The following is a 20,700-nucleotide window of genomic DNA, read 5'->3' on the forward strand; positions in this document are numbered from 1 at the left end:
ATCTCTCGATGCGGTTTTTTATGGCTCTACCGGTTACAAGCGGATCAGACCGTGAGGCTCTGCCCGCTCATGGCCAGGTCCAGCAGTTCGCGGTTGGCAACGGCATACATGGCGTAGTCCGTGCCGCTGGCTGCACGCAGCTCGACCAGCATGGCGCGCCAGCGCTCGACCATCAGCGAATGCTGCTCCAGCCACAAGGCCAGACGCGCTTCGATGTCTGACGGGCCGTCAGCCATTTGCAGGACAGAAACGGTGATCGCCCGCTGTTGCCAGTCGATATCGTCACGGAACGCTTCACGCGCCAGGGCTTGCCAGTTGTTTTCCACCGGCAGGCTGCTGATCTGCTGCAAGTACCAGGTGATGTCCAGCGCGCTGCCTACGGCGAAGTACGCCTTGGCCACATCGGCAGCGTTCTGCCCGGTGACGTCGGAGGCTTCGATGATCGGCAATAGTGTGTACAGGTGAGTCGTCCCGGCAACCATGCGCGCCAGCAATTCCGGCACGCCGGCTTCGACATAAGCCTGATAACGCGTCTGCCAGATCTCGCGGGTCGGACCTTCCAGCAGTTCATCAAGCTTGAGGCCCAACGCAGCGAGATGCGGACCGAAGTGCGCCACGTCACGACCGGCATCCAGCTCGTTGCGACGGCTGCGCAGGAACCAGCGTGTGGCACGACGCCCCAGACGCATCAGCTCGTCCATCAGCGCCAACTGGATTTCAGCCGAAACCTTGTAGTCCAGCGACTCGATCTGACGGAACCAGTGCGGCAGGTGGAAGATGTCTCGCACGATCACATAAGCACCGGCCACAGCCGCAGCACTCATGCCGGTCGACTCCTTGAGGCGCTGCACAAAGGTGATGCCCATGTGGTTGACCAGGTCGTTGGCGATCTGGGTGCTGACGATCTCCCGCTTCAGACGGTGGCTGCGCATGGCCGTGGAGAACCTGGCACCCAGCGACGGCGGGAATGCGGTTTCCATGTCGCGGGTCAGATAATCGTCATCCGGCACACGCGATTCCAGCAACGCTTCCTTGAGGTCGATCTTGCTGTAGGAGATCAACACCGACAGCTCGGCCCGGCTCAAGCCCTGTTTGGCCGCAACCCGCTCGGCAATCTGGTCTTCGGCAGGCAAAAACTCGATGGCGCGGTCGAGCTTGCCACGCGCTTCCAGGTCGTTCATCAGACGCTTGTATTCAGCAATCCGCTCGTACGCACGGCGTGCGGCCAGCGACAGTGCCTGGGTCTGCTTGTAGTTGTTGCCGAGCACCAGATGACCCACTTCGTCGGTCATGCTTTCGAGCAGCTGGTTGCGCTGCTTCTCGGTCATGTCACCGGCCTGCACCACTTCGTTGAGCAGGATCTTGATGTTCACTTCGTGGTCGGAGCAATCCACGCCGCCGGCGTTATCGATGAAGTCGGTGTTGGTTGCGCCGCCATTGAGGCCGAACTCGACACGACCCAACTGAGTCATGCCCAGGTTGCCGCCCTCGCCCACCACCTTGCAGCGCAGCTCGTTGCCGTCGACACGCAGCGCGTCGTTGGCCTTGTCGCCGACATCGGTATGTGACTCTTCGCTGGACTTGACGTACGTACCGATGCCGCCGTTCCACAACAGATCAACCGGCGCCTTGAGCAGCGCGTGCAGCAGCTCGGTCGGGGTCAGCTTGTCGGCCTTGATGTCGAAGCGTGCCTTCATCTGTTCGGTGATGGCGATGCTCTTGAGGCTGCGCGGGAAGATCCCGCCGCCAGCGGACATGATGCTGGTGTCGTAATCGGTCCACGACGAGCGCGGCAGATTGAACAGGCGCTCGCGCTCGGCAAAGCTGCTGGCCGGCTCCGGGTTTGGATCGATGAAGATGTGCAAGTGGTTGAACGCTGCGACCAGTTGCAGTTTGTCGGACATCAGCAGGCCGTTGCCGAAAACGTCACCGGCCATGTCGCCGATGCCGATCACGCTGATGCTGTCCTGCTGCACATTGATGTCGCGCTCACGGAAGTGACGCTGCACGCCCACCCACGCGCCCTTGGCGGTAATGCCCATCTTCTTGTGGTCGTAACCGGCCGAGCCGCCGGAGGCGAACGCATCACCCAGCCAGAAGCCGTATTCGATAGCGATGCCGTTGGCGATGTCGGAGAAGGTCGCGGTGCCCTTGTCGGCGGCGACCACCAGGTACGGGTCATCGTCGTCGTGGCGCACCACGTTGACCGGTGGCACCAGCACGCCTTCCTTGAGGTTGTCGGTGATGTCCAGCAGGCCGGAAATAAAGATGCGGTAGCAGGCGATTGCTTCTGCCTGCACTTCGTCGCGGTTGCCAGTGGTTGGCAGACGACGCGGCACGAAACCGCCCTTGGCGCCGACCGGTACGATGACTGAGTTTTTCACCTGTTGAGCTTTCACCAGGCCGAGCACTTCGGTACGGAAGTCTTCTTCGCGGTCCGACCAGCGCAGGCCGCCACGCGCTACATTGCCGAAGCGCAGGTGCACGCCTTCGACACGCGGCGAATACACGAAGATCTCGAACTTGGGTACCGGCTTTGGCAGCTCGGGAATCAGACGCGGGTTGAACTTGAAGCTGAAGTAGCTCTTGCTCTGCCCGTTTGCGTCAGCCTGATAGAAGTTGGTCCGCAGGGTGGCCTTGATCAGGTCCAGATAGCGACGCAGGATGCGGTCTTCGTTGAGCACCTGAACGTCGTCCAGTGCGGTCAGAATCGCCTGCTCCAGACGCAATTGCTTGTCGTCCAGATCATCGGAGCCCAGTTTGCGCGCCAGGTAGAAACGGGTCTTGAACAGACGCGTCAGCTCGCGGGCGATGTCGGTGTGGTTGTTCAGGGTGGTGGCGATGTAACCCAGATCAAAGCCCAGACGAATCTGCTTCAAGTAACGCGCATAGGCACGCAACAGCGCCACGTCGCGCCACGGCAGACCGGCCGTCAGCACCAGACGGTTGAAGGCATCGTTTTCGGCATCGCCGCGCACGATGTGCACGAACGCATCCTGCAAGGTGTCGTTAAGCTGTTGAATATCGAGGCTCAAGCCTTCGCCATAGGTAAAGGCGAAGTCATGAATCCAGAATTCGCGACCATTGGCGTGGTGCAGGCGATACGGGAACTCGCCCAGTACGCGCAGGCCAAGGTTTTCCAGAATCGGCAGCACGTCGGACAGCGCCAGCGGTGTGTCGGCGTGATACAGCTTGCAATGCAGTTGCTGACGATCACCGGCCAGCGGCTGATAGAAGCTCATCACCAGTGGATTGGTTTCGCTCAGGCTCAGCATGTGCTGCATGTCGACCACGGCCGAGTGCGCCGCAAAGCGCTCGCGATAACCGGCCGGGAAGCCTTTCGGGAAGTCGGCCAGCACGTTGGTGCCTTGCGCTTCGCCGAAGCTTTCCACGACCAGACTGGCGTAGTCGTCCTTCCACGAGCGGCAGGCCTGAATGACTTCGTTTTCCAGCTGGGCAACGTCGATGTCCAGGTTGATCTTCGGGTCTACCCGCAGGATCAACTGCACACGCGCCAGGACCGATTCGGAGAAGAACGTCCAGAACTCGCAGTCGCTGGCTTTCAGGCGATCCATCAGCACCTGCTGGATCTTCTGGCGCACTTCGGTGGAATAGACGTCACGCGGCACGTAGGCCAGGCAGTAGCAGAAACGGCCGTACGGGTCCTTGCGCAGGAACACGCGAATCTTGTTGCGCTCCTGAATCTGCACGATGGACATGACCGTGGCGAACAACTCGTCCACCGGGGTCTGGAACAGGTCGTCGCGGGGCAGCACTTCGACGACCTGCGCCAGTTCCTTGCCCAGGTGCGCCTTGGCATCGAAGCCGGAACGACGCTCGACTTCTGCGACCTTGCGGCGAATGTACGGGATCTGCCGCACGCTCTCGCCGTACACCGACGAGGTGTACAGGCCCATGAAGCGGCATTCCTTGATGACCTTGCCCGAGGCGTCGATCTGCCGGATCGACACGTAGTCCGGGTAGGCCGGACGGTGGACACGGCTCGGATGCGCGGCCTTGGCGAACGACAGCAGCACCGGCTCCTGCAGGTATTTCACTGCATAGTCTTCGATGTGCAGGTCTTCGTGGCTCAGCCCCGGACGCAGCAGGCGGGTCAGGCCCAGGAACGAAGATTCGTCGTACACCAGCTGACCGCCGTTGGCGTCAGTGCGCACTTCAAACTCTTCGTAACCCAGAAAGGTAAAGTGGTTGTCCACCAGCCATTGCAGGAAGACCTTGATTTCGGCCTTTTCTTCCGCATCGGTGTTGGATTCGTTGGCATCGATGCTCGCCAGCAGATCATGCAGACGCGCTTTCATCGGCGCAAAATCTTCGACCGCAACCCGCACCTCGCCGAGCACCTGCTCCAGCTCGCGAGCCAGCACGTTCAACTCGCTGGCACTGGCGCAGCGGTCGATCTCCAGGTACATCAGCGATTCCTGCAGCACGTCTTCGCCGGTGGCGCCCTTGGGCAGCAGCTCCAGCAACTCGCCGTTCGCGCCGCGGCGCACGCTCAACACGGTGGTCTGCAAGGTGTGGATGCTGTAACCACGACGGTTCAACTCGGTGCGCACGGAGTCGACCAGAAACGGCAGGTCGTGATGCAGCACTTCGACGGCAGTATGAGTCGACTGCCAGCCGTGGCGCTCGTAATCAGGGTTGTAGACGCGCACCTGCGGGTGAGCGTGTTCGAAACGCTCCAGCAGACGCCACGCGGACAAGGTGCAGCCTGCCAGGTCGGACAGACGCCGCTGGGTGAGTTCGTCGAGGGAAATGATGCCGAAGAATTGCTCGGCAAACAGCGCCACTTGTGGCAGTGCCTGTTCGCTGATGTGCTGAGCCAGTGCCGCTTGCAGTTGATGCTGGAAGTCGGACTTGCTGGCTGCGGTGAAGAACGCCATCTGTGGTACTCCGCTTTGGCTTTTATTGGGGAGGCTTGAAGAAGGTGTTGCGACCGGGGTGCCCTCACGTTCAACTGTGTGGGCACGACCCCGTCGAGTGTAAAGCTAAAGTACTAACGCCCGCTGTGTCAGGGTAATCACATTTGAATGCCGGGATGAAAAAAACCGGTACGCAGGACAGACACCCTACACCACTCGTCTGCCATGCAGCTTAACGAGAGCTGGCCGCGCACTACTTACGAAGCTGCGACATATTCGGTCATCAGGTCACGCTAAAATCCGCACCATGGTGCCAATACCGGCCGACAATTTATGCCCGGTGCTGGCAAAATCCACCCCACGCATCCCAACCGCACTGGAAACTTTATGCAAATCAAGACCGCCGCCCTTATCGTCAATGCCTGCGACGACGAATACGACAACATGGCGCTGCTGTGCTGCCACGGAGAAGGCGGCGACCTGTTTTCCCTGACCCGTTTCCCGGATGAAAACGAAGTGGAAATCACCGTCGGCGATGACACGTCGCACACCGTCTCCAGCCTGAAAGTCACCCTGGATGCCCAGCGTCTGCTGGTGCAAATCGACCCGGCAGATGCTGCGCAACTCAAGGGCCATGAGCAATTTGAAATCATCCACAGCACAAACGCGGACGAGCTGGCGGAGGTCCACAGGACGTTGCACATCATCACGACCAACGTGGATGAGTACGTCAACAGCGTCGATTGAAGGGCAAAACCCGGTAGAGTGATGGCTTCGCCACCAGGGAGCCTGCCATGACCCGTATTTTCGACGCCCACTGCCACATCATCGACCCGCACTTCCCGCTGATCGCCAATAACGGCTACCTGCCGGAACCGTTCGGCGTCAGCGACTATCTGGCAATCGTCAAGCCGCTAGGCGTTCAAGGTGGCGCGATTGTGTCCGGTTCTTTCCAGGGTTTTGATCAGGGCTACCTGCTGGAGGCCCTGCGCCTGCTGGGGCCGGGTTTCGTGGGCGTGACTCAGTTGCCCGCCAGCGTTACCGATGCCGAACTGGACACCCTGAATGCAGCGGGCGTTCGTGCCCTGCGCTTCAACCTCAAGCGTGGCGGCTCGGAGCAACTCGACCAACTGGAAGCCCTCGCGCTGCGTGTGCATGAGCGTGTGGGCTGGCATTCGGAGCTGTACATCGATTCACGAGAGCTGGCTGACATTGAAACCCGCCTGCACAAATTGCCGGCGATCAGCATTGATCATCTGGGATTGAGCGCAGAGGGCCTGCCGGTGTTGCTGCGCCTCGCGGAACGTGGTGTACGCATCAAGGCCTGCGGCTTTGGCCGTGTGGACTTTCCGGTACGCGAAGCACTCAGGGACATCAATGCTGCCAACCCGAATGCGCTGATGTTCGGCACCGACCTGCCATCGACCCGCGCGCCGCGCCCTTTCCAGGCAGACGATATCGAGTTGCTGATCGACGCGCTGGGTGAGAAAGACGCACAGCGTGCAATGTGGGACAACGCCGCGAGTTTCTACCGCCTGCCGTGAGCAGTGCTCAAGGCCTGCGCCTCAAGTCATACATAATTGCCGACGGCAACATGTAGCACAATTCTCGGATAAGTGAGGTATCCGTCTCTAAATGCAATAAAAAACCCTCCAGTCGTTAGTGGATAACGACCCGGATGGATTAAAGTAACGCCCCCAGCTCAGCGGTCACCCGACACAGCTGATAACCCTGCCAGGAATCGTCACCGATGGAACATCGTGAAGCGCTGATTGCGCTGCGAACATTTCTTTCAACGCAGATCCTTGGCCAGGAAAAGCTGATCGAACGCTTGCTTATCGCCCTGCTCGCCGACGGCCACATGCTGGTCGAAGGCGCACCGGGTCTGGCCAAGACCAAGGCCATCAAGGAACTGGCAGAAGGCATTGAAGCGCAGTTCCACCGCATTCAGTTCACCCCCGACCTGCTGCCTGCCGACATTACCGGCACAGAAATCTATCGCCCGGAAACCGGCAGCTTCGTGTTCCAGCAAGGGCCAATCTTCCACAACCTGGTGCTGGCCGACGAAATCAACCGGGCTCCGGCCAAGGTCCAGTCGGCGCTGCTTGAGGCCATGGCTGAACGCCAGGTCAGTGTCGGGCGCAGCACCTACGACCTGTCGCCGCTGTTTCTGGTCATGGCGACCCAGAACCCCATCGAGCAGGAAGGCACCTACCCGCTGCCCGAAGCCCAGCTCGACCGTTTTCTGATGCACGTCAAAATCGGCTTCCCGGATGCCGCCGTCGAACGCAAGATCTTGCAGCAGGCGCGTGGCGAAGCCCTCAATGGCGAGACCAAGCCTGAGCGCCGTGTCAGCCAGCAGGCGATCTTCGCTGCACGCAAGGAAATCCTTGGCCTGTACATGGCCGATGCGGTCGAGGAATACCTGGTGCAACTGGTCATGGCCACCCGCACCCCGGCCAAGTTCGACCCTGAGCTGGCCGAATGGATTGCCTACGGCGCCAGCCCGCGTGGCTCCATCTCGCTGGACCGCTGCGCCCGCGCTCACGCCTGGCTGGCCGGACGCGACTTCGTCAGCCCCGAGGACATTCAGGCGGTGCTGTTCGACGTGCTGCGCCACCGCATCATCCTGTCGTTCGAGGCCGAAGCCGCCGGTATCGATCAGGATCGCGTGATTCAGCGCATCCTCGACGTCGTGGCCGTCGCCTGACTCCATGCAACCCTACCTGATCCCCCAGCCGGGCATTCGTGTCAGCCTCAGCGAGCTGATCGAGATGCGTCATCGGGTGCGGGAAGTGCAGCTGTTTTCCACGCCGAGCCGACGCAGCCCGTTGATCGGCTTGCACCATTCCAAGCTGCGCGGGCGGGGTGTGGACTTTGATCAGGTGCGCGTCTATCAGGCGGGCGATGACGTGCGCAGCATCGACTGGCGCGTCACCGCCCGTACCCAGGAACCGCACACCAAACTGTTTCATGAAGAGCGCGAACGGCCGATTTTCATTCTGGTGGAACAAAGCCGCCGCTTGTTTTTCGGCTCCGGCCTGATGTTCAAGTCGGTGCTCGCGGCTCAGGCGGCCGCGCTGATCGGCTGGGCCGCGCTGGAGCACAACGACCGGGTCGGCGGGCTGGTGTTCGGCGATAACGAACACTACGAAATCAAGCCACGACGCAGCAAGCAGAGCCTGTTGCAACTGCTCAACCGTCTGGTGCGGGTCAATCAGTCGCTGCACACGGAAATCCCCGCAGACCGCGATGCCTTCGGTACTGCATTGCGGCGCGCCCGCGAAGTGCTGCGCCCCGGCAGCCTGGTGATCGTGCTGTGTGATGAGCGCGCGCTGTCCGATGTTGCCGAACAACAGTTGAGCCTGCTCTCACGCCACAGCGACCTGCTGTTGCTGCCGTTGTCCGACCCGCTGGACCGCGCCCTGCCTGCCGCAGGCCTGTTGCGTTTTGCCGAGCGCGGCGCACAACTGGAACTCGACACCCTCAACCCCGAGTTGCGCCGCGCCTATCGGCAACAGGGCGAAGACCGCTCTGCCCGCTGGGAATTGCTCGCGCAAAAGCTGCGCGTATTACTCATGCCTCTGAGCACGCAAAGCGAACTGGTCGAGCAACTGCGTGAATACCTCAACGCCCAGCGTCCGGTAAAACGCAAATGAACCCGCTGGATCAACTGCAACCGCTGATCGCCCCCGACGCTGTCGGCTTGTGGCCGCTCGCGCCGGGCTGGTGGGCGCTGCTGTTGCTGATCCCCGCTGCGGGCTGGGGCCTGTGGCGCTTGCGCCGACTGCTGCCGGTCAAGGCTGGCAAGGTGCGCAGCGAGCAACCACTGGACCCGGTTCGCGTCGCGGCCCTCGCGGAGCTGGCCAGCCTGCCCAAACCCTATGACGGCGCGCCCGCCGGTGCCTGGCTGCAACAGATCAACGGGCTGCTCAAGCGCCTGTGTCGCAATCACTACCCGCACAGCCAGAGCCACACCCTCAATGGCCGCAAGTGGCTGGCGTTCCTCGACAATCGCTGCCCGGCCGCTGGCCTGACGCGCTGGATGATTCTGGTCGAAGGCGCTTACAAACCCGAGTGCAAGCTGGATGACAAGGCCATCACCGGGCTGACCCAGGCGGTCGATACGTGGATTCGCAAACATGTTTGAATTCGTCTGGCCCTGGGTGTTCGCCCTGCTACCGCTGCCGTGGCTGATGCGCACCCTGCTGCCTGCGGCTGACAGTGGCGAACCGGCGCTCAAGGTCAGCTTTCTTGGTGAACTCGAAGGGCTGAGCGGACGCCGTGCCAAGGCCAATCTGCCGGTCTGGCGCCAGCGTGCGCCGTTTCTGCTGATCTGGCTGTTGCTGCTGACTGCAACTGCGCGCCCACAATGGCTGGGCGAACCCTTGCCAGTGGCCGCCAGCGGCCGCGACCTGCTGGTGGCGATCGATGTGTCCGGGTCGATGGACTACCCCGACATGCAGTGGAAAAGCGATGAAGTCAGCCGACTGGTGCTGGTCCAGCAACTGCTTGGCGACTTTCTGGAAGGCCGCAAGGGCGACCGGGTAGGCTTGATCCTGTTCGGCACGCAGGCATTTGTTCAAGCGCCGCTGACCTATGACCGACGCACCGTGCGGGTATGGCTCGACGAAGCGAAAATAGGCATTGCAGGCAAGAATACCGCCGTTGGCGATGCTATCGGCCTGGCCCTGAAACGCCTGCGTCTGCGCCCGGCCAATAGCCGTGTGCTGGTGCTGGTCACCGATGGCGCCAACAACGCAGGGCAGATCGATCCGATTACCGCCGCACGGCTGGCCGCCGACGAAGGTGTGAAAATCTACCCCATCGGCATCGGCTCGGACCCCGACAAAGACGCCCTGCAAAGCGCGCTGGGCCTGAACCCGAGCCTTGACCTGGACGAACCGACCCTCAAGGAAATCGCCAGCATCAGTGGCGGCCAGTATTTCCGCGCGCGCGACGGCGACCAGCTGGAAAAGATCCGCGTCACCCTCGATGCGCTGGAGCCGGTTGCCCAGCAACCCACCCAGGCGCGCCCGGCGCAGACGCTTTATCAATGGCCGCTGGCGAGCGCCCTGCTGCTGAGTGTGCTGCTGGTATTGCGCGAACTGTGGCCCAACAATGCCCTGCAACGGCTGCTGACACTTGCCCGCTCCATTCAATGGCGCGAGCGCTTCAATCGCTTGCGGAGGTCGCGATGATCGCCGCGCTCTGGCCGCACTGGTTCCGCCCCCAATGGTTGTTGATTCTGCCATTGCTGGCGCTGCTGATCTGGCGGCTCTGGCATCGGCAGAAACGTGCCGGGCGCTGGCAAATGCTGCTGCCCACGCACTTTCATGCCGTGTTGCTCAATGGCGGGCGAGGCAGCAACAGCAAATTGCCGTGGCTTGCGTTGGGGCTGGCCTGGTTGCTGGCACTGCTCGCCCTGCTCGGGCCGAGCTGGCAGCGTGTCGAGCAAATCAGCCAGAAGCCGGTCAATCCGCTGGTGGTGATACTCGAGCTGACCCCGCAGATGCTCGCCACCGACACGCCTCCGACGCGCCTTGAACAGGCCCGGCGCAAACTGCTGGACCTGTTGCAGAAACGCAGCGACGCGCAAACCGCCATTGTTGTCTACGCAGGCAGCGCGCACACGCTGGTGCCGCTGTCCGACGACCTGGTCACCAGCCATAACCTGCTTGATGCCATCAGGCCGTCAATCATGCCCATGACCGGCCAGCGCGCCGACCTGGCGGTACACAAGGCGCTGACCCTGCTCAAGCAAGGCGCGCTGGGTCAGGGAAGAATTCTGCTGCTCACCTCGTCGCTGAGTGAGCAGGAGCGCCAGGGCATTCGCGAAGCCTTGCGCGGCCAGTCGCCGCCGTTGCTGATCCTCGGCATCGGCACAGCCGAAGGCGCGCCGGTGACCCAGGAAAACGGCAGCCTGCTCAAGGACGATCAGGGCGCGATTCTGGTGCCACGTCTGGACAGCGCCAGCCTCAACGACTTCGCCGATCAGGTCGGCGGCAGCTACCGTCAGGCACGCGGCGATGAAGAAGACCTGCGCAGCCTCGGGCTGTTGGCCAGCCCTCAGCACGTGCGCAGCGACGGGCAGCTGGTGCAACTCGATACCTGGGCCGATCAGGGTCACTGGTTGCTGTTGCCGCTGTTACTGATCGCCGCGCTGGCGGGCCGGCGCGGCTGGTTGTTCTGTCTGCCGCTGCTGTTCATGTTTCCGCAGAACAGCCAGGCGTTCGAGTTTCAGGACCTGTGGCTGCGCCCCGATCAACAGGGCCAGCGGCTGCTGGAACAGCATCGACCAGCCGAGGCTGCGCAGCGCTTTGACGATGTACGCTGGAAAGGCGTAGCGCTGTACGAGGCGCAGGACTACGCCAGCGCCGCCCAGCAGTTTGCCCAGGGCAACAGCGCGACAGACCACTACAATCGTGGCAATGCTCTGGCGCGCAGTGGCGAGCTGGAAGCTGCACTGGATGCCTACGAACAGGCGCTGGACCGCCAGCCGGAGTTTCCTGCCGCGCAAGCCAATCGGGCGCTGGTGCAAGGTGTGCTGGATCAGGCCAAGGTGCAAAAGCCTGCGCAGGACGAGCAAAACAAGGCCGATCAGGGCGAAGAAGGCCAGCAAGCCTCACAGGACCCGAACAGCAGCGCATCGCCCGCCGATGAAACCCCGTCCCGAACCGACCAGCCCGGCACCAGTGAAAGCCTGCCGCCGGATACCAGCGGCCAGGCGGCATCCGGCTCGGCGATGGACGACGAACACACCACTCGCCCGCCGACTCCGGGCGCCGACAGCCCGATCACCGGCGAGCGGCGTCAGGAGCTGGAGCAGTGGCTGAGGCAGATTCCGGATGATCCGGGCGAACTGCTGAGGCGCAAATTCCGCTACGAACAGCAACATCAGGAAAAGACCCGATGAGTCGCGTGTACACCTTATTGACCGGCCTGCTGCTCAGCCTGATGGCTTTGTCGTTGCAGGCTGCGCAACTGACGGCGAGCGTTGACCGCACCCGCCTGAATGCTGGTGAAACTGTCGAGCTGACGCTGGAAACCGACGACGTCACGCAGTTCGGCAAACCCGACATGAGCTCACTGGAGGCCAGTTTCGAGGTGCGTGACACCCGCCAGCTCAACAGCCTGAAGACACTCGACGGAAGCAGTCAGGCCACCACGCGCTGGATCGTCACGTTGCTGCCGCGTGAAACCGGTAGCGTGCTCATCCCGTCGTTGCAGTTGGGTGAACTTAAAAGCCAGCCCCTGACCTTGCAGGTCATGCAGAGCGAAACCAAGGAGCCGACCAGCCACCTGGCGTCGATCTTCATCGAAGCGAGCCTTGATCAGGACAGCGTCTATGTTCAGGCTCAGGCAGTGCTGACCCTGCGCGTCTATCACTCGGTGTCGTTGTTCGACGACAGCAGCCTGAGCCCCTTGCAAGTGCCGGATGCACGGGTCGAAAAACTCGGCGACGCGCGCACCTACGAAAAGCTCATCAATGGCGTGCGCCACGGCGTGATAGAGACACGCTACGCGATTTACCCACAGCAAAGCGGCGTGCTTACCATCCCGTCGCAGGTTTTCAGTGCAACGCTGGTGCAAGCGCCTGCCGAAGGCGCGCAGGGCCAGGAGGCCAATCCGTTCGGCCCGCAACCGGGCAAATCAGTACGGGTCAAGTCCGCCGAAGTACCGCTGACCGTCAAACCCAAACCTGCCAACTACCCGGCCGACGTCGCCTGGTTGCCGGCGCGCAGCATCAGCCTCGAAGAAAACTGGAGCCCGGAGCCGGGTACCACTCAGGTCGGCGATTCATTGACCCGCACCATAACCCTCAAGGCCGAGGGGCTGGCCGGTGCGCAATTGCCGCCGCTGCCGCCCACCGAAGTGCCGAGCCTGCGGCGTTATCCTGATCAGCCACAATTGCGCAACCTGCCCAGCGAACGGGGCCTGATCGGCACCCGCGAAGAGCGCGAGGCACTGGTGCCCGGTCGTGCCGGGGCAATCGAACTGCCCGCCGTCGAAGTAACCTGGTGGAACACCCGCGAAGACTACCTGGAACACACCAGCCTGCCGGCGCGTACTCTGCAGATCAGCAACAACCCCGGGCTTGCGGTGGACACACCGGTGAGCAATGACCAAGGCGGTGTGACCGTGATCGGCCCGCCGGTCTGGCCTTGGCAATTGAGCACGTTGCTGTTTGTCTGCACCACCCTGCTGGGCCTTGCGCTGTGGTGGCGGGCGCGTGGCCAACCGGCAATCGCCCGGACCGTGCAGGCCGGGCCGAGCCCGCGTACCGTGCTGGATGATCTCAAGCGCGCCTGCCTGGCCAACGACCCCCAAGGGACCCGTCAGGCACTCGACGCCTGGGCCCGTCAACAGCCGGAAACCCTGGCCGAAATGGCAGCGCGCTTCGTGCCGCTGTCTGATGCGCTGGACGGCCTGAACGGTGCGCTTTATAGCGAAACCGGCAAGCTGTGGCTGGGCGAAGACCTCTGGCGCGCCGTGCGCAAACTGCCGGCCGCCGAACATATTCAGGACCCGGCAGGCGATGCCGGGTTGCCGCCGCTGTATCCCAAGTGAGGATGCAGCGCAGGCACTACCCTTACACGACAAGGTAAACCAATGCGTCTGTTTCACACCTCCGACTGGCATTTGGGTCAGAACCTGCATGGTCAGGAACGAGACTTCGAACACGCCTGCTTTCTGACCTGGCTGCTGGCCCGTCTGGGCGAACGACAGCCTGATGTGCTGTTGATCGCAGGCGATATCTTCGACACCGTCAACCCGCCGGTCAAAGCCCAGGAACGGCTGTACGACTTCATCGTCAACGCCCATGAGCAACAGCCGCTGCTGACCATCGTGATGATTGCCGGCAACCATGACTCCGGGTCGCGCATCGAACTGCCTGCGCCGCTGATGCGCCGTCTGCGCACCCATGCGCTGGGCAGGGTGATGTGGCTGAACGACGGCGTGCTGGATGCCGAACGTCTGCTGCTGCCGTTGCCGGATGCCAATGGCGACATCAAGGCCTGGTGCCTGGCGCTGCCCTTCCTGCGCCCCGCCGAAGTCACCGGCCCGACCCTGGGTGATGACTACCTGCGCGGCATTGGCCGGGTGCATGAACTGCTGATCGAAGCAGCCAATCTCAAGCGCCAGCCAGGCCAGGCACTGATCGCCATCAGCCACGCACACATGGCGGGCGGCTCGGTCTCGGAAGACTCCGAACGCAGCCTGATCATCGGCAACGCCGAAGCCCTGCCCGCCAGCCTGTTCGGGCCGAGCATCACCTACGTCGCCCTCGGCCATCTGCACAAGCCGCAGCGGGTCAATGGCGAAGAGCGCATTCGCTACAGCGGCTCGCCGATCCCGCTGTCCTTTTCGGAAATCGGCTACCAGCACCAGATTCTCGAGATCAATTGCGACGGCGACACGCTGACCAGCGTCGAACCCTGCCTGATCCCGCGCGCCGTCAACCTGCAACGCCTCGGGCCTGCACCATTGGCTGATCTGCTGGTGCAGCTCAAGGCACTGCCGGACATCGACCTGCTCGCCGACCCGGACCGCCAGCCGTGGCTGGAAGTGCGCGTGCGTCTGGATGAGCCGCAACCGGACCTGCGCAACCAGATCGAAACCGCATTGCAAGGCAAGGCCGTACGGCTGGTGCGCATCGGTGCCGAATACGCCGGCAACGGCAGCGCCGATGGCAGCGATGGCGAGGCCGGGCTGATCGAACTGGACCAGCTCACCCCACAGGAATTGTTCAGCCGTGCCTGGCAGGACAACTTCGGCAGCGAGGTGGACGAACAGACCCTGACCGATTTCGCCACGCTGCTGCGCGAAGTTCAGCAGGAGAGCGAACAGCCATGAAGATTCTTGCCATTCGCCTGAAAAACCTGGCCTCGCTGGCCGGGCCGTTTGAAATCGATTTCACCGCTGAACCGCTGGCCAGTGCCGGCTTGTTCGCGATTACCGGGCCTACCGGCGCGGGCAAAAGCACCCTGCTCGATGCCCTGTGCCTGGCGCTGTTCGGGGCCATTCCACGGCTGAGCAATATCGGTCAGTCCAAGGTCCCTGATATCGATGGCGACATCACCACCAGTGACCCACGCACCCTGCTGCGCCGTGGCACCGGAAGTGGTTACGCCGAGGTGGATTTCATCGGTATCGATCAGCGTCGCTATCGGGCCCGCTGGGAAACCAATCGCGCACGGGACAACGCCACCAAGAAGCTACAGGCCAGCCGCCAGACGCTCACCGATCTGGACAGCGAGCAAATCCTCAGCAACCAGAGCAAGCGAGAATTCGAGCAACTGATAGAAAGCCGTCTGGGCTTGAATTTCGAGCAGTTCACCCGCGCCGTGATGCTCGCCCAGAGCGAGTTCAGTGCCTTTCTAAAGGCTGACGACAAGGAGCGCAGCGAACTGCTGGAAAAGCTGACCAACACTGCGATCTACAGCCAGTTGGGCCGGCGCGCCTACAGCAAGAGCAAGGAAGCCGAAGAAGCGCTGAAAACCCTCACCGCCCAGGCCAGCAACATCGTCCCGCTGGGCCCGGAGCAACTGGCCGAGCTGGAACAGCGCTTCAGCGACGCACAGCAACACCTCAAGGCCCATCAAGCACAACAGCGGCAGCTGGAACTCAAGCAGCAATGGCTGATCGAGCTGCATCGTCTGCGCGACGAACAGCTCGCCGCACAGGAGGCGCTGAACAGTGCGCAACAGACCTGGGACCAGCAAAGCGGCGAGCGGCAAACTCTCGGCCAACTGGAGCGTCTGAGCCCGCAACGCCATCGCTTTGCCCGCCGGACCACCTTGAACGTCCAGCTCGACCCGCTGGCCGAGCAGATTCGTCAGCATCAGGCTCAACACACCTCGCTGCAGGGCCAGCAACAACAGCTGGAAACCCGCCGCGCTCAGGCGCACACCAGCCTGCTGGACGCGCAGCAGCAACACGGCAGCGCCAAACCGCTGCTGCAACAGGCGTTTGATGCCCAGAACACCCTCAATCACCTGGCCCAGGAACTGAACAAGGCCCGCGACCTGCATCAGCACACCGGGCAGTTGTGTGCTGAAGGTCAGGCCAGCCTGCAAACCCTGCTCGACCAGCAGCAACAGGTTGCGCAGCGCCTTGAACGGATTGCCGAACAACTGCAACGCAGCGGCGAGCTGGCCCCGCTGGCTCAGGCCTGGAACGCCTGGCGCGACCGCCTGAAATCCCTGACGCTGATCGCCAACCGCCTCAAACACGGGCACAGTGAACTGCCAGCGCTGCAACAACGCGCTGGCGTCGCCGACCAGCAGTTGGGCGAGCAGCGCAGCGCGCTGGAATTGCTCTATCGCGAAGCCGACTGCGAAGTCGAGGCTGTGACCGAGCAGGTGCAGATTCTTGGCAGCCTGTTGCAGGACAACCGTAAACAGCAACGCGCGTTTGAGGAACTGACTCGCCTGTGGGCCAGCCAGCAGGACGTCGACCGTCAGCTGTCTGAACTGACCCGGCAACAGCAAAATGCTCAGCAGCAACGCGAACAGCTCAACAGCGAAGGCCTGCGGGTTCGTGACGAACTGACCGTCGCCGAGCAGACCCTGACGGTCACCCGGCAACTGCTGGAACGCCAGCGTCTGGCCCGCAGCGCCAGTGTAGAAGAACTGCGCGTGCAGTTGCAGGACGACCAGCCCTGCCCGGTCTGCGGCAGCGTCGAACATCCGTGGCATCAGCCCGAAGCGTTGCTTGAAAGCCTCACACAGCATGACGACAACGAGCAGGCCAGCGCGCAGAAGGCGGTAGACCTGCTGACCGAGCAGCGCAATCAGTTGCGTGAACAGGTGGGTGGCGTGATCGCCCGCCAGAAAGAACTGCTGCGCCAGCACGAGCAGCTCATTGAGCGTCATCAGGCATTGGCGCCCGATCTTGAAGCCCATCCCCTCGCCGCTCAATTGCTGGACCGCGACGCCGATAAACGCGACGGGTGGCTGAGCCAGCAACTGAGCCAGTTGAACGAAGTCATCGCCCGTGACGAGCAGCGTCAGCAGGCTTTGCTGACCTTGCAGAAAGACGCGGCCCGTTTGCAGCAACAGCTCCAGGCCGCAACCGATGCCAGCCAGACCGCTGCGCGCCATGTTGCCGAGCAACTCAAGCAACTGGACGCCGATCAACAGCGCCTGGAAGAAGAACTGACGGCGTTCACACCGCTGGTCTCGCCGCAGGTGCTTGAAGGCCTGCGCAGCGACGCATCGGCTACGGTGATGCAGCTTGAACAGCAAATCACCCAGCGTCTGGACCAGCTTGAGCAACAGACTGAAGAGCAGCAGGAACAGCGCGAACGCCAGCAGAACATCGAAAAGCAGCAAATCGAGCAGCAGGCGCGCCTGCAACGTCAGAGCGAACTGGCGCTTGAAGTCACCCGGCTCGACGCGCAGCAACAGGCCAGCCAGCAGGCACTGACCGGCCTGCTGGGCGAGCATGCCACGGCCGAGCAATGGCAGCAGGCGCTGGAGAACGCCATTGAGCAGGCCAGGCAAACCGAAAGCTCGGCCGCCGAGGCCCTGCAGCAAATTCACAGCCAGTTGATTCAGCTGGCTGGCGAACTCAAGTCCGGCCAGCAACAGCAGCACGCCATACAGCAAGAGTTGGCCGAACTCGACGTGCAGATCAGTGAATGGCGCAGTCAGCACCCGGAGCTGGACGATGCCGCGCTCGACACGCTGCTGACCTACGATGACGCACACGTCGATCGACTGCGCCAGCAATTGCAGGCGACCGAGAAGAACCTGGAGCAGACGAAAGTATTGCTGCAGGAACGGGATCAGCGCCTGCAACAGCATCAGGCGCAGCACAGCGACCTGAACGACGAGCAGCAACTGACCGCCGACCTGCAAACGGCTCAAGAGCAACTGGCGCAGAGTGAGCAGCAGTGCGCCGAACTGCGCGCTGAACTCAGCGAAGATCAGCGCCGCCGCAACGCCAACAGCGAGCTGCAGACGCGTATCGCCGATGCCAACAGCGAATACCTGCGCTGGGCACGCCTGGCGTCACTGATCGGTTCAGCTGAAGGTGACAAATTCCGCAAGATCGCTCAGGCCTACAACCTCGACCTGCTGGTGCATCACGCCAATGCGCAACTCAAGCAACTGGTGCGCCGCTACCGCTTGAAACGCGGCGGCAGCATGCTCGGCCTGCTGGTGATGGACACCGAAATGGGCGATGAACTGCGCTCGGTGCATTCGCTGTCGGGCGGGGAAACCTTTCTGGTCTCGCTGGCGTTGGCGCTCGGCCTGGCGTCGATGGCCTCCAGTACGCTGCGTATCGAATCACTGTTCATCGACGAAGGCTTCGGCAGCCTCGACCCGGAATCACTGCAACTTGCCATGGACGCACTGGACGGCTTGCAGGCACAGGGCCGCAAGGTCGGCGTTATCTCTCACGTACAGGAAATGCATGAGCGAATTCCGGTGCAGATCAGAGTGCGTCGTCAGGGCAATGGGTTGAGTACGATCGAGGTGGGTAACTGAGAAAGCTGTGACGCAGAGCGTCACGAACGGCATTCCCACGCTGGAGCGTAGGGAACGATAATCTCAACTATGACTATCGTGCGACGCTCCACGTCGGCATGCCGCTCTGGACGCTCTGCGTCCGATCTTGAATGCACCACCGCCGTCAGTGCTTTCGCGAACAGGCTCACCTGACATTCCGTGCATGGCCTGCCGCGCAGTGGGCAGTAAGTCGCAGGGACCTGTGTGGGCGAACATGCTCGCGAAAGCGTGACGGCTAATGATTTACTGGGGAGTTTTGTGGTCCAGCGCGGCGTAGAAATTGGCGCTCTGTTGCAGGTATTTCACGGTATAGGCGTAAGCTTTTTTATCAGTGACGTCGACACTGGCGCTGGCCGGAAGCACGACGCTTGCCGAAATAGCCGATGCAGCGATGATGGAGAAAATATTGAAGTTCATGTCGGTCACCCCTCGTTGTCTGTTTGTACGTTTGCTTGAAGTGTTGGCCGTCTTGGCCGTGACTCAAACTTACGCCCGAGGGTGGTTCAGCAGAAATCTTTTGTAGCACTAACCCATATCATCAAGAATGATAACGGCTCCAGCCCTTGTATTTTGGGGGCTGGAGCCGAATTGACCTACTTGTCGGTCAGAAAACGTAAGTAAGACGGTGAATCTGCATCAAATTTCTGCACCGTGTCACCGATCATTCCGCTTTGCGGATCACGGCGCACGGTCACGATCTGATTGCTCTTCTGATTAGCGAACAGCATAAACTTGCCGGTCGGATCAAAAGCGAACTCGCGAGGCTCCTTGCCTTCAAGGGAACGACGCTGAATTTCTTCCAGCTTGCCGCTGGCCTGATCGATCCGGAAAACCACGACCTGGTTCGCGTCACCCCGATTGGTCACGTACAGAAACTTGCCATCCGGTGAGGTGTGCAAGGCACCACCACCGTTTTTCTCCTCCACACCTTTGTTCTTCATGTCGACCAGTTGGGTCTGCTTGAAGCCGCCGTCGTGGTAATCAAATACAGCAACCTGGGCCGTCATTTCCAGCACCAGCCAAGCGTGTTTGCCGTCACTGCTGAAGAGGGTATGACGTGGCCCCGAGCCGCCTGGCAACTGCACGGTCGGCACTTTGGCTGGCTGCAGTGGCTTGGCCTGACTCGCGTCGTAGCGATACACAAACAGCTTGTCGGCGCCCAGATCGGCACTCACCACGTACTTGTTGTCCGGGGTCGGCACGGCCAGATGCACATGTGATGACAGTTGCCGCTCACTGTTGACCTTGCTTCCGGGCCCCAATGGCAAGACCTGAACGGCCTCACTCAACGTGCCGTCCTTGCCTACCGGGACCACTGTCAGCGCGCCGCCCGGGTCAGGGTTCACTGCGTAGTTGGCAACAAACAGATAGCGGCCGTCGTAGCTGAGGCTGGAGTGCGTCGGTTCTTCACCACGGCTTTGAACCTGATTGATCGGCGTGATCTGACGCGTTTTCGAGTCGATCGCAAAGCTGCTGACCTTGCCGACCACGTCTTTTTGCCCCGGGCCGTTTTCATTGACCGCGAACAGGTAACGCTGGTCTTTGGATAAGGTCAGCCAGGACGGGTTGTCGGATTTGATGACCTGCAACGGTTTAGCATCGATCATGCCGGTCTGGCTGTTGAATCCGAAGCGGTAGATCCCTTCACTTTTGCCTTGCGTGTAGGAACCCATCAGCAATTCAGTATCGGGCATGGGTTGGGCCTGCAGGGTGAACGCGCTCATGGCACTGGCAATCGCCAGCCAAGGCAGGAATTTATGGGGCATGGGGGCATCCCTTTTTGTTGAGGTTATTGATGCCTGTTACGGCACTGTCGGGTTTATGACAGCGCCCACCCGAATTTAATCAATCCTCCCCGGAATCATCTTCATCAGAGGGGGTAAAAGCGTCCAGGCAAATGATGCGGTGATCGGCATTGCCATCGTTGACGACCCAGCTTTGCAGGGACTCATCGAAGGTTGCCGCTTCGACCTGGGCTTTGCTGAAGCGCCATACCTTGCGCTCGCGACCGTCCATGCATTCGATGTTCAGTTCATCAGCCAGCGAAAAGTCCCAGGCGTGCAGCCCGTCGATCTCCAGCATGGTGGTCGCTTCAAGGGCGGCGAGCAGTGTGGTGGGTGTGGTGGTCATTAAATTTATCCGGCCTGCAAAAGCGCGAATGATAGGGCAAAAGGCAGATGCATACACTTCGTGACGCGCTGCGTCACACAGCGGTTCTGCGATGTCAGTTGGGGATTCCACGCGCACTTGGACACCCATTCCACGAACACTTGGACAGTGATTCCACGCTGACTTGGACA

14 protein-coding genes are annotated in these 20,700 nt (G+C 61.6%); 10 read left to right on the plus strand and 4 right to left on the minus strand.

All coding sequences use genetic code 11. The annotated features are described in order from the left end of the window. Nucleotides 1-44 precede the first annotated feature (44 nt). Nucleotides 45-4,901: an NAD-glutamate dehydrogenase gene (locus DW49_RS0109195; RefSeq protein WP_005619600.1), complete on the minus strand. Its 4,857-nt coding sequence runs from the start codon at nucleotides 4,899-4,901 to the stop codon at nucleotides 45-47. Between the two features lie 366 nt (nucleotides 4,902-5,267). On the opposite strand from DW49_RS0109195, the gene DW49_RS0109200 reads away from it, so the two are divergent. The 10 genes from DW49_RS0109200 (at nucleotide 5,268) to DW49_RS0109245 (ending at nucleotide 18,379) form a co-directional block, all read left to right on the plus strand. Further along, nucleotides 5,268-5,627, plus strand: a complete 360-nt coding sequence (locus tag DW49_RS0109200; protein ID WP_005619601.1) for a hypothetical protein — start codon at nucleotides 5,268-5,270, stop codon at nucleotides 5,625-5,627. Between the two features lie 47 nt (nucleotides 5,628-5,674). After that, on the plus strand, nucleotides 5,675-6,424 hold the full coding sequence (locus DW49_RS0109205; protein ID WP_005619603.1) for an amidohydrolase family protein: 750 nt from the start codon (nucleotides 5,675-5,677) through the stop codon (nucleotides 6,422-6,424). A 206-nt stretch (nucleotides 6,425-6,630) separates the two neighbouring features. Then, the gene (locus DW49_RS0109210) at nucleotides 6,631-7,590 is read left to right on the plus strand and encodes an AAA family ATPase (RefSeq protein WP_002554476.1); all 960 of its coding nucleotides are present in this window, start codon (nucleotides 6,631-6,633) and stop codon (nucleotides 7,588-7,590) included. A gap of 4 nt (nucleotides 7,591-7,594) precedes the next feature. Further along, nucleotides 7,595-8,539 carry a DUF58 domain-containing protein gene (locus DW49_RS0109215; protein ID WP_003376303.1) on the plus strand — a complete coding sequence of 315 codons (945 nt, stop codon included), beginning with the start codon at nucleotides 7,595-7,597 and terminating at the stop codon, nucleotides 8,537-8,539. Beyond that, nucleotides 8,536-9,030 carry a DUF4381 domain-containing protein gene (locus DW49_RS0109220; RefSeq protein WP_005619605.1) on the plus strand — a complete coding sequence of 165 codons (495 nt, stop codon included), beginning with the start codon at nucleotides 8,536-8,538 and terminating at the stop codon, nucleotides 9,028-9,030. The genes DW49_RS0109215 and DW49_RS0109220 overlap by 4 nt, the downstream gene beginning before the upstream one ends. Continuing rightward, nucleotides 9,023-10,081: a vWA domain-containing protein gene (locus tag DW49_RS0109225; protein ID WP_005619606.1), complete on the plus strand. Its 1,059-nt coding sequence runs from the start codon at nucleotides 9,023-9,025 to the stop codon at nucleotides 10,079-10,081. The genes DW49_RS0109220 and DW49_RS0109225 overlap by 8 nt, the downstream gene beginning before the upstream one ends. Next, nucleotides 10,078-11,796 carry a vWA domain-containing protein gene (locus DW49_RS0109230; RefSeq protein ID WP_005619608.1) on the plus strand — a complete coding sequence of 573 codons (1,719 nt, stop codon included), beginning with the start codon at nucleotides 10,078-10,080 and terminating at the stop codon, nucleotides 11,794-11,796. Before DW49_RS0109225 ends, DW49_RS0109230 begins: the two co-directional genes overlap by 4 nt. Further along, nucleotides 11,793-13,451: a BatD family protein gene (locus tag DW49_RS0109235; protein WP_005619610.1), complete on the plus strand. Its 1,659-nt coding sequence runs from the start codon at nucleotides 11,793-11,795 to the stop codon at nucleotides 13,449-13,451. The genes DW49_RS0109230 and DW49_RS0109235 overlap by 4 nt, the downstream gene beginning before the upstream one ends. 42 nt (nucleotides 13,452-13,493) lie before the next feature. Then, nucleotides 13,494-14,738: an exonuclease SbcCD subunit D C-terminal domain-containing protein gene (locus DW49_RS0109240; RefSeq protein WP_005619611.1), complete on the plus strand. Its 1,245-nt coding sequence runs from the start codon at nucleotides 13,494-13,496 to the stop codon at nucleotides 14,736-14,738. Continuing rightward, nucleotides 14,735-18,379, plus strand: a complete 3,645-nt coding sequence (locus tag DW49_RS0109245) for an AAA family ATPase (RefSeq protein WP_005619613.1) — start codon at nucleotides 14,735-14,737, stop codon at nucleotides 18,377-18,379. The genes DW49_RS0109240 and DW49_RS0109245 overlap by 4 nt, the downstream gene beginning before the upstream one ends. Nucleotides 18,380-18,643: 264 nt before the next feature. Here the strand turns inward: DW49_RS0109245 and DW49_RS1000000133065 are convergent, their stop codons facing one another. From DW49_RS1000000133065 to DW49_RS0109265, 3 genes are all read right to left on the minus strand, one after another. Next, complete coding sequence (locus DW49_RS1000000133065) at nucleotides 18,644-18,817, minus strand: hypothetical protein (RefSeq protein WP_169338178.1); 174 nt, start codon at nucleotides 18,815-18,817, stop codon at nucleotides 18,644-18,646. Between the two features lie 176 nt (nucleotides 18,818-18,993). Beyond that, nucleotides 18,994-20,166, minus strand: coding sequence for a lactonase family protein (locus DW49_RS0109255; RefSeq protein WP_005619617.1), 1,173 nt, complete (start codon nucleotides 20,164-20,166; stop codon nucleotides 18,994-18,996). 79 nt (nucleotides 20,167-20,245) lie between these two features. Continuing rightward, nucleotides 20,246-20,530: a DUF5629 family protein gene (locus tag DW49_RS0109265; protein ID WP_005619619.1), complete on the minus strand. Its 285-nt coding sequence runs from the start codon at nucleotides 20,528-20,530 to the stop codon at nucleotides 20,246-20,248. Nucleotides 20,531-20,700 lie beyond the last annotated feature (170 nt).

The sequence above is a fragment of the Pseudomonas avellanae BPIC 631 genome, from assembly GCF_000444135.1.
GTDB lineage: Bacteria > Pseudomonadota > Gammaproteobacteria > Pseudomonadales > Pseudomonadaceae > Aquipseudomonas > Aquipseudomonas avellanae.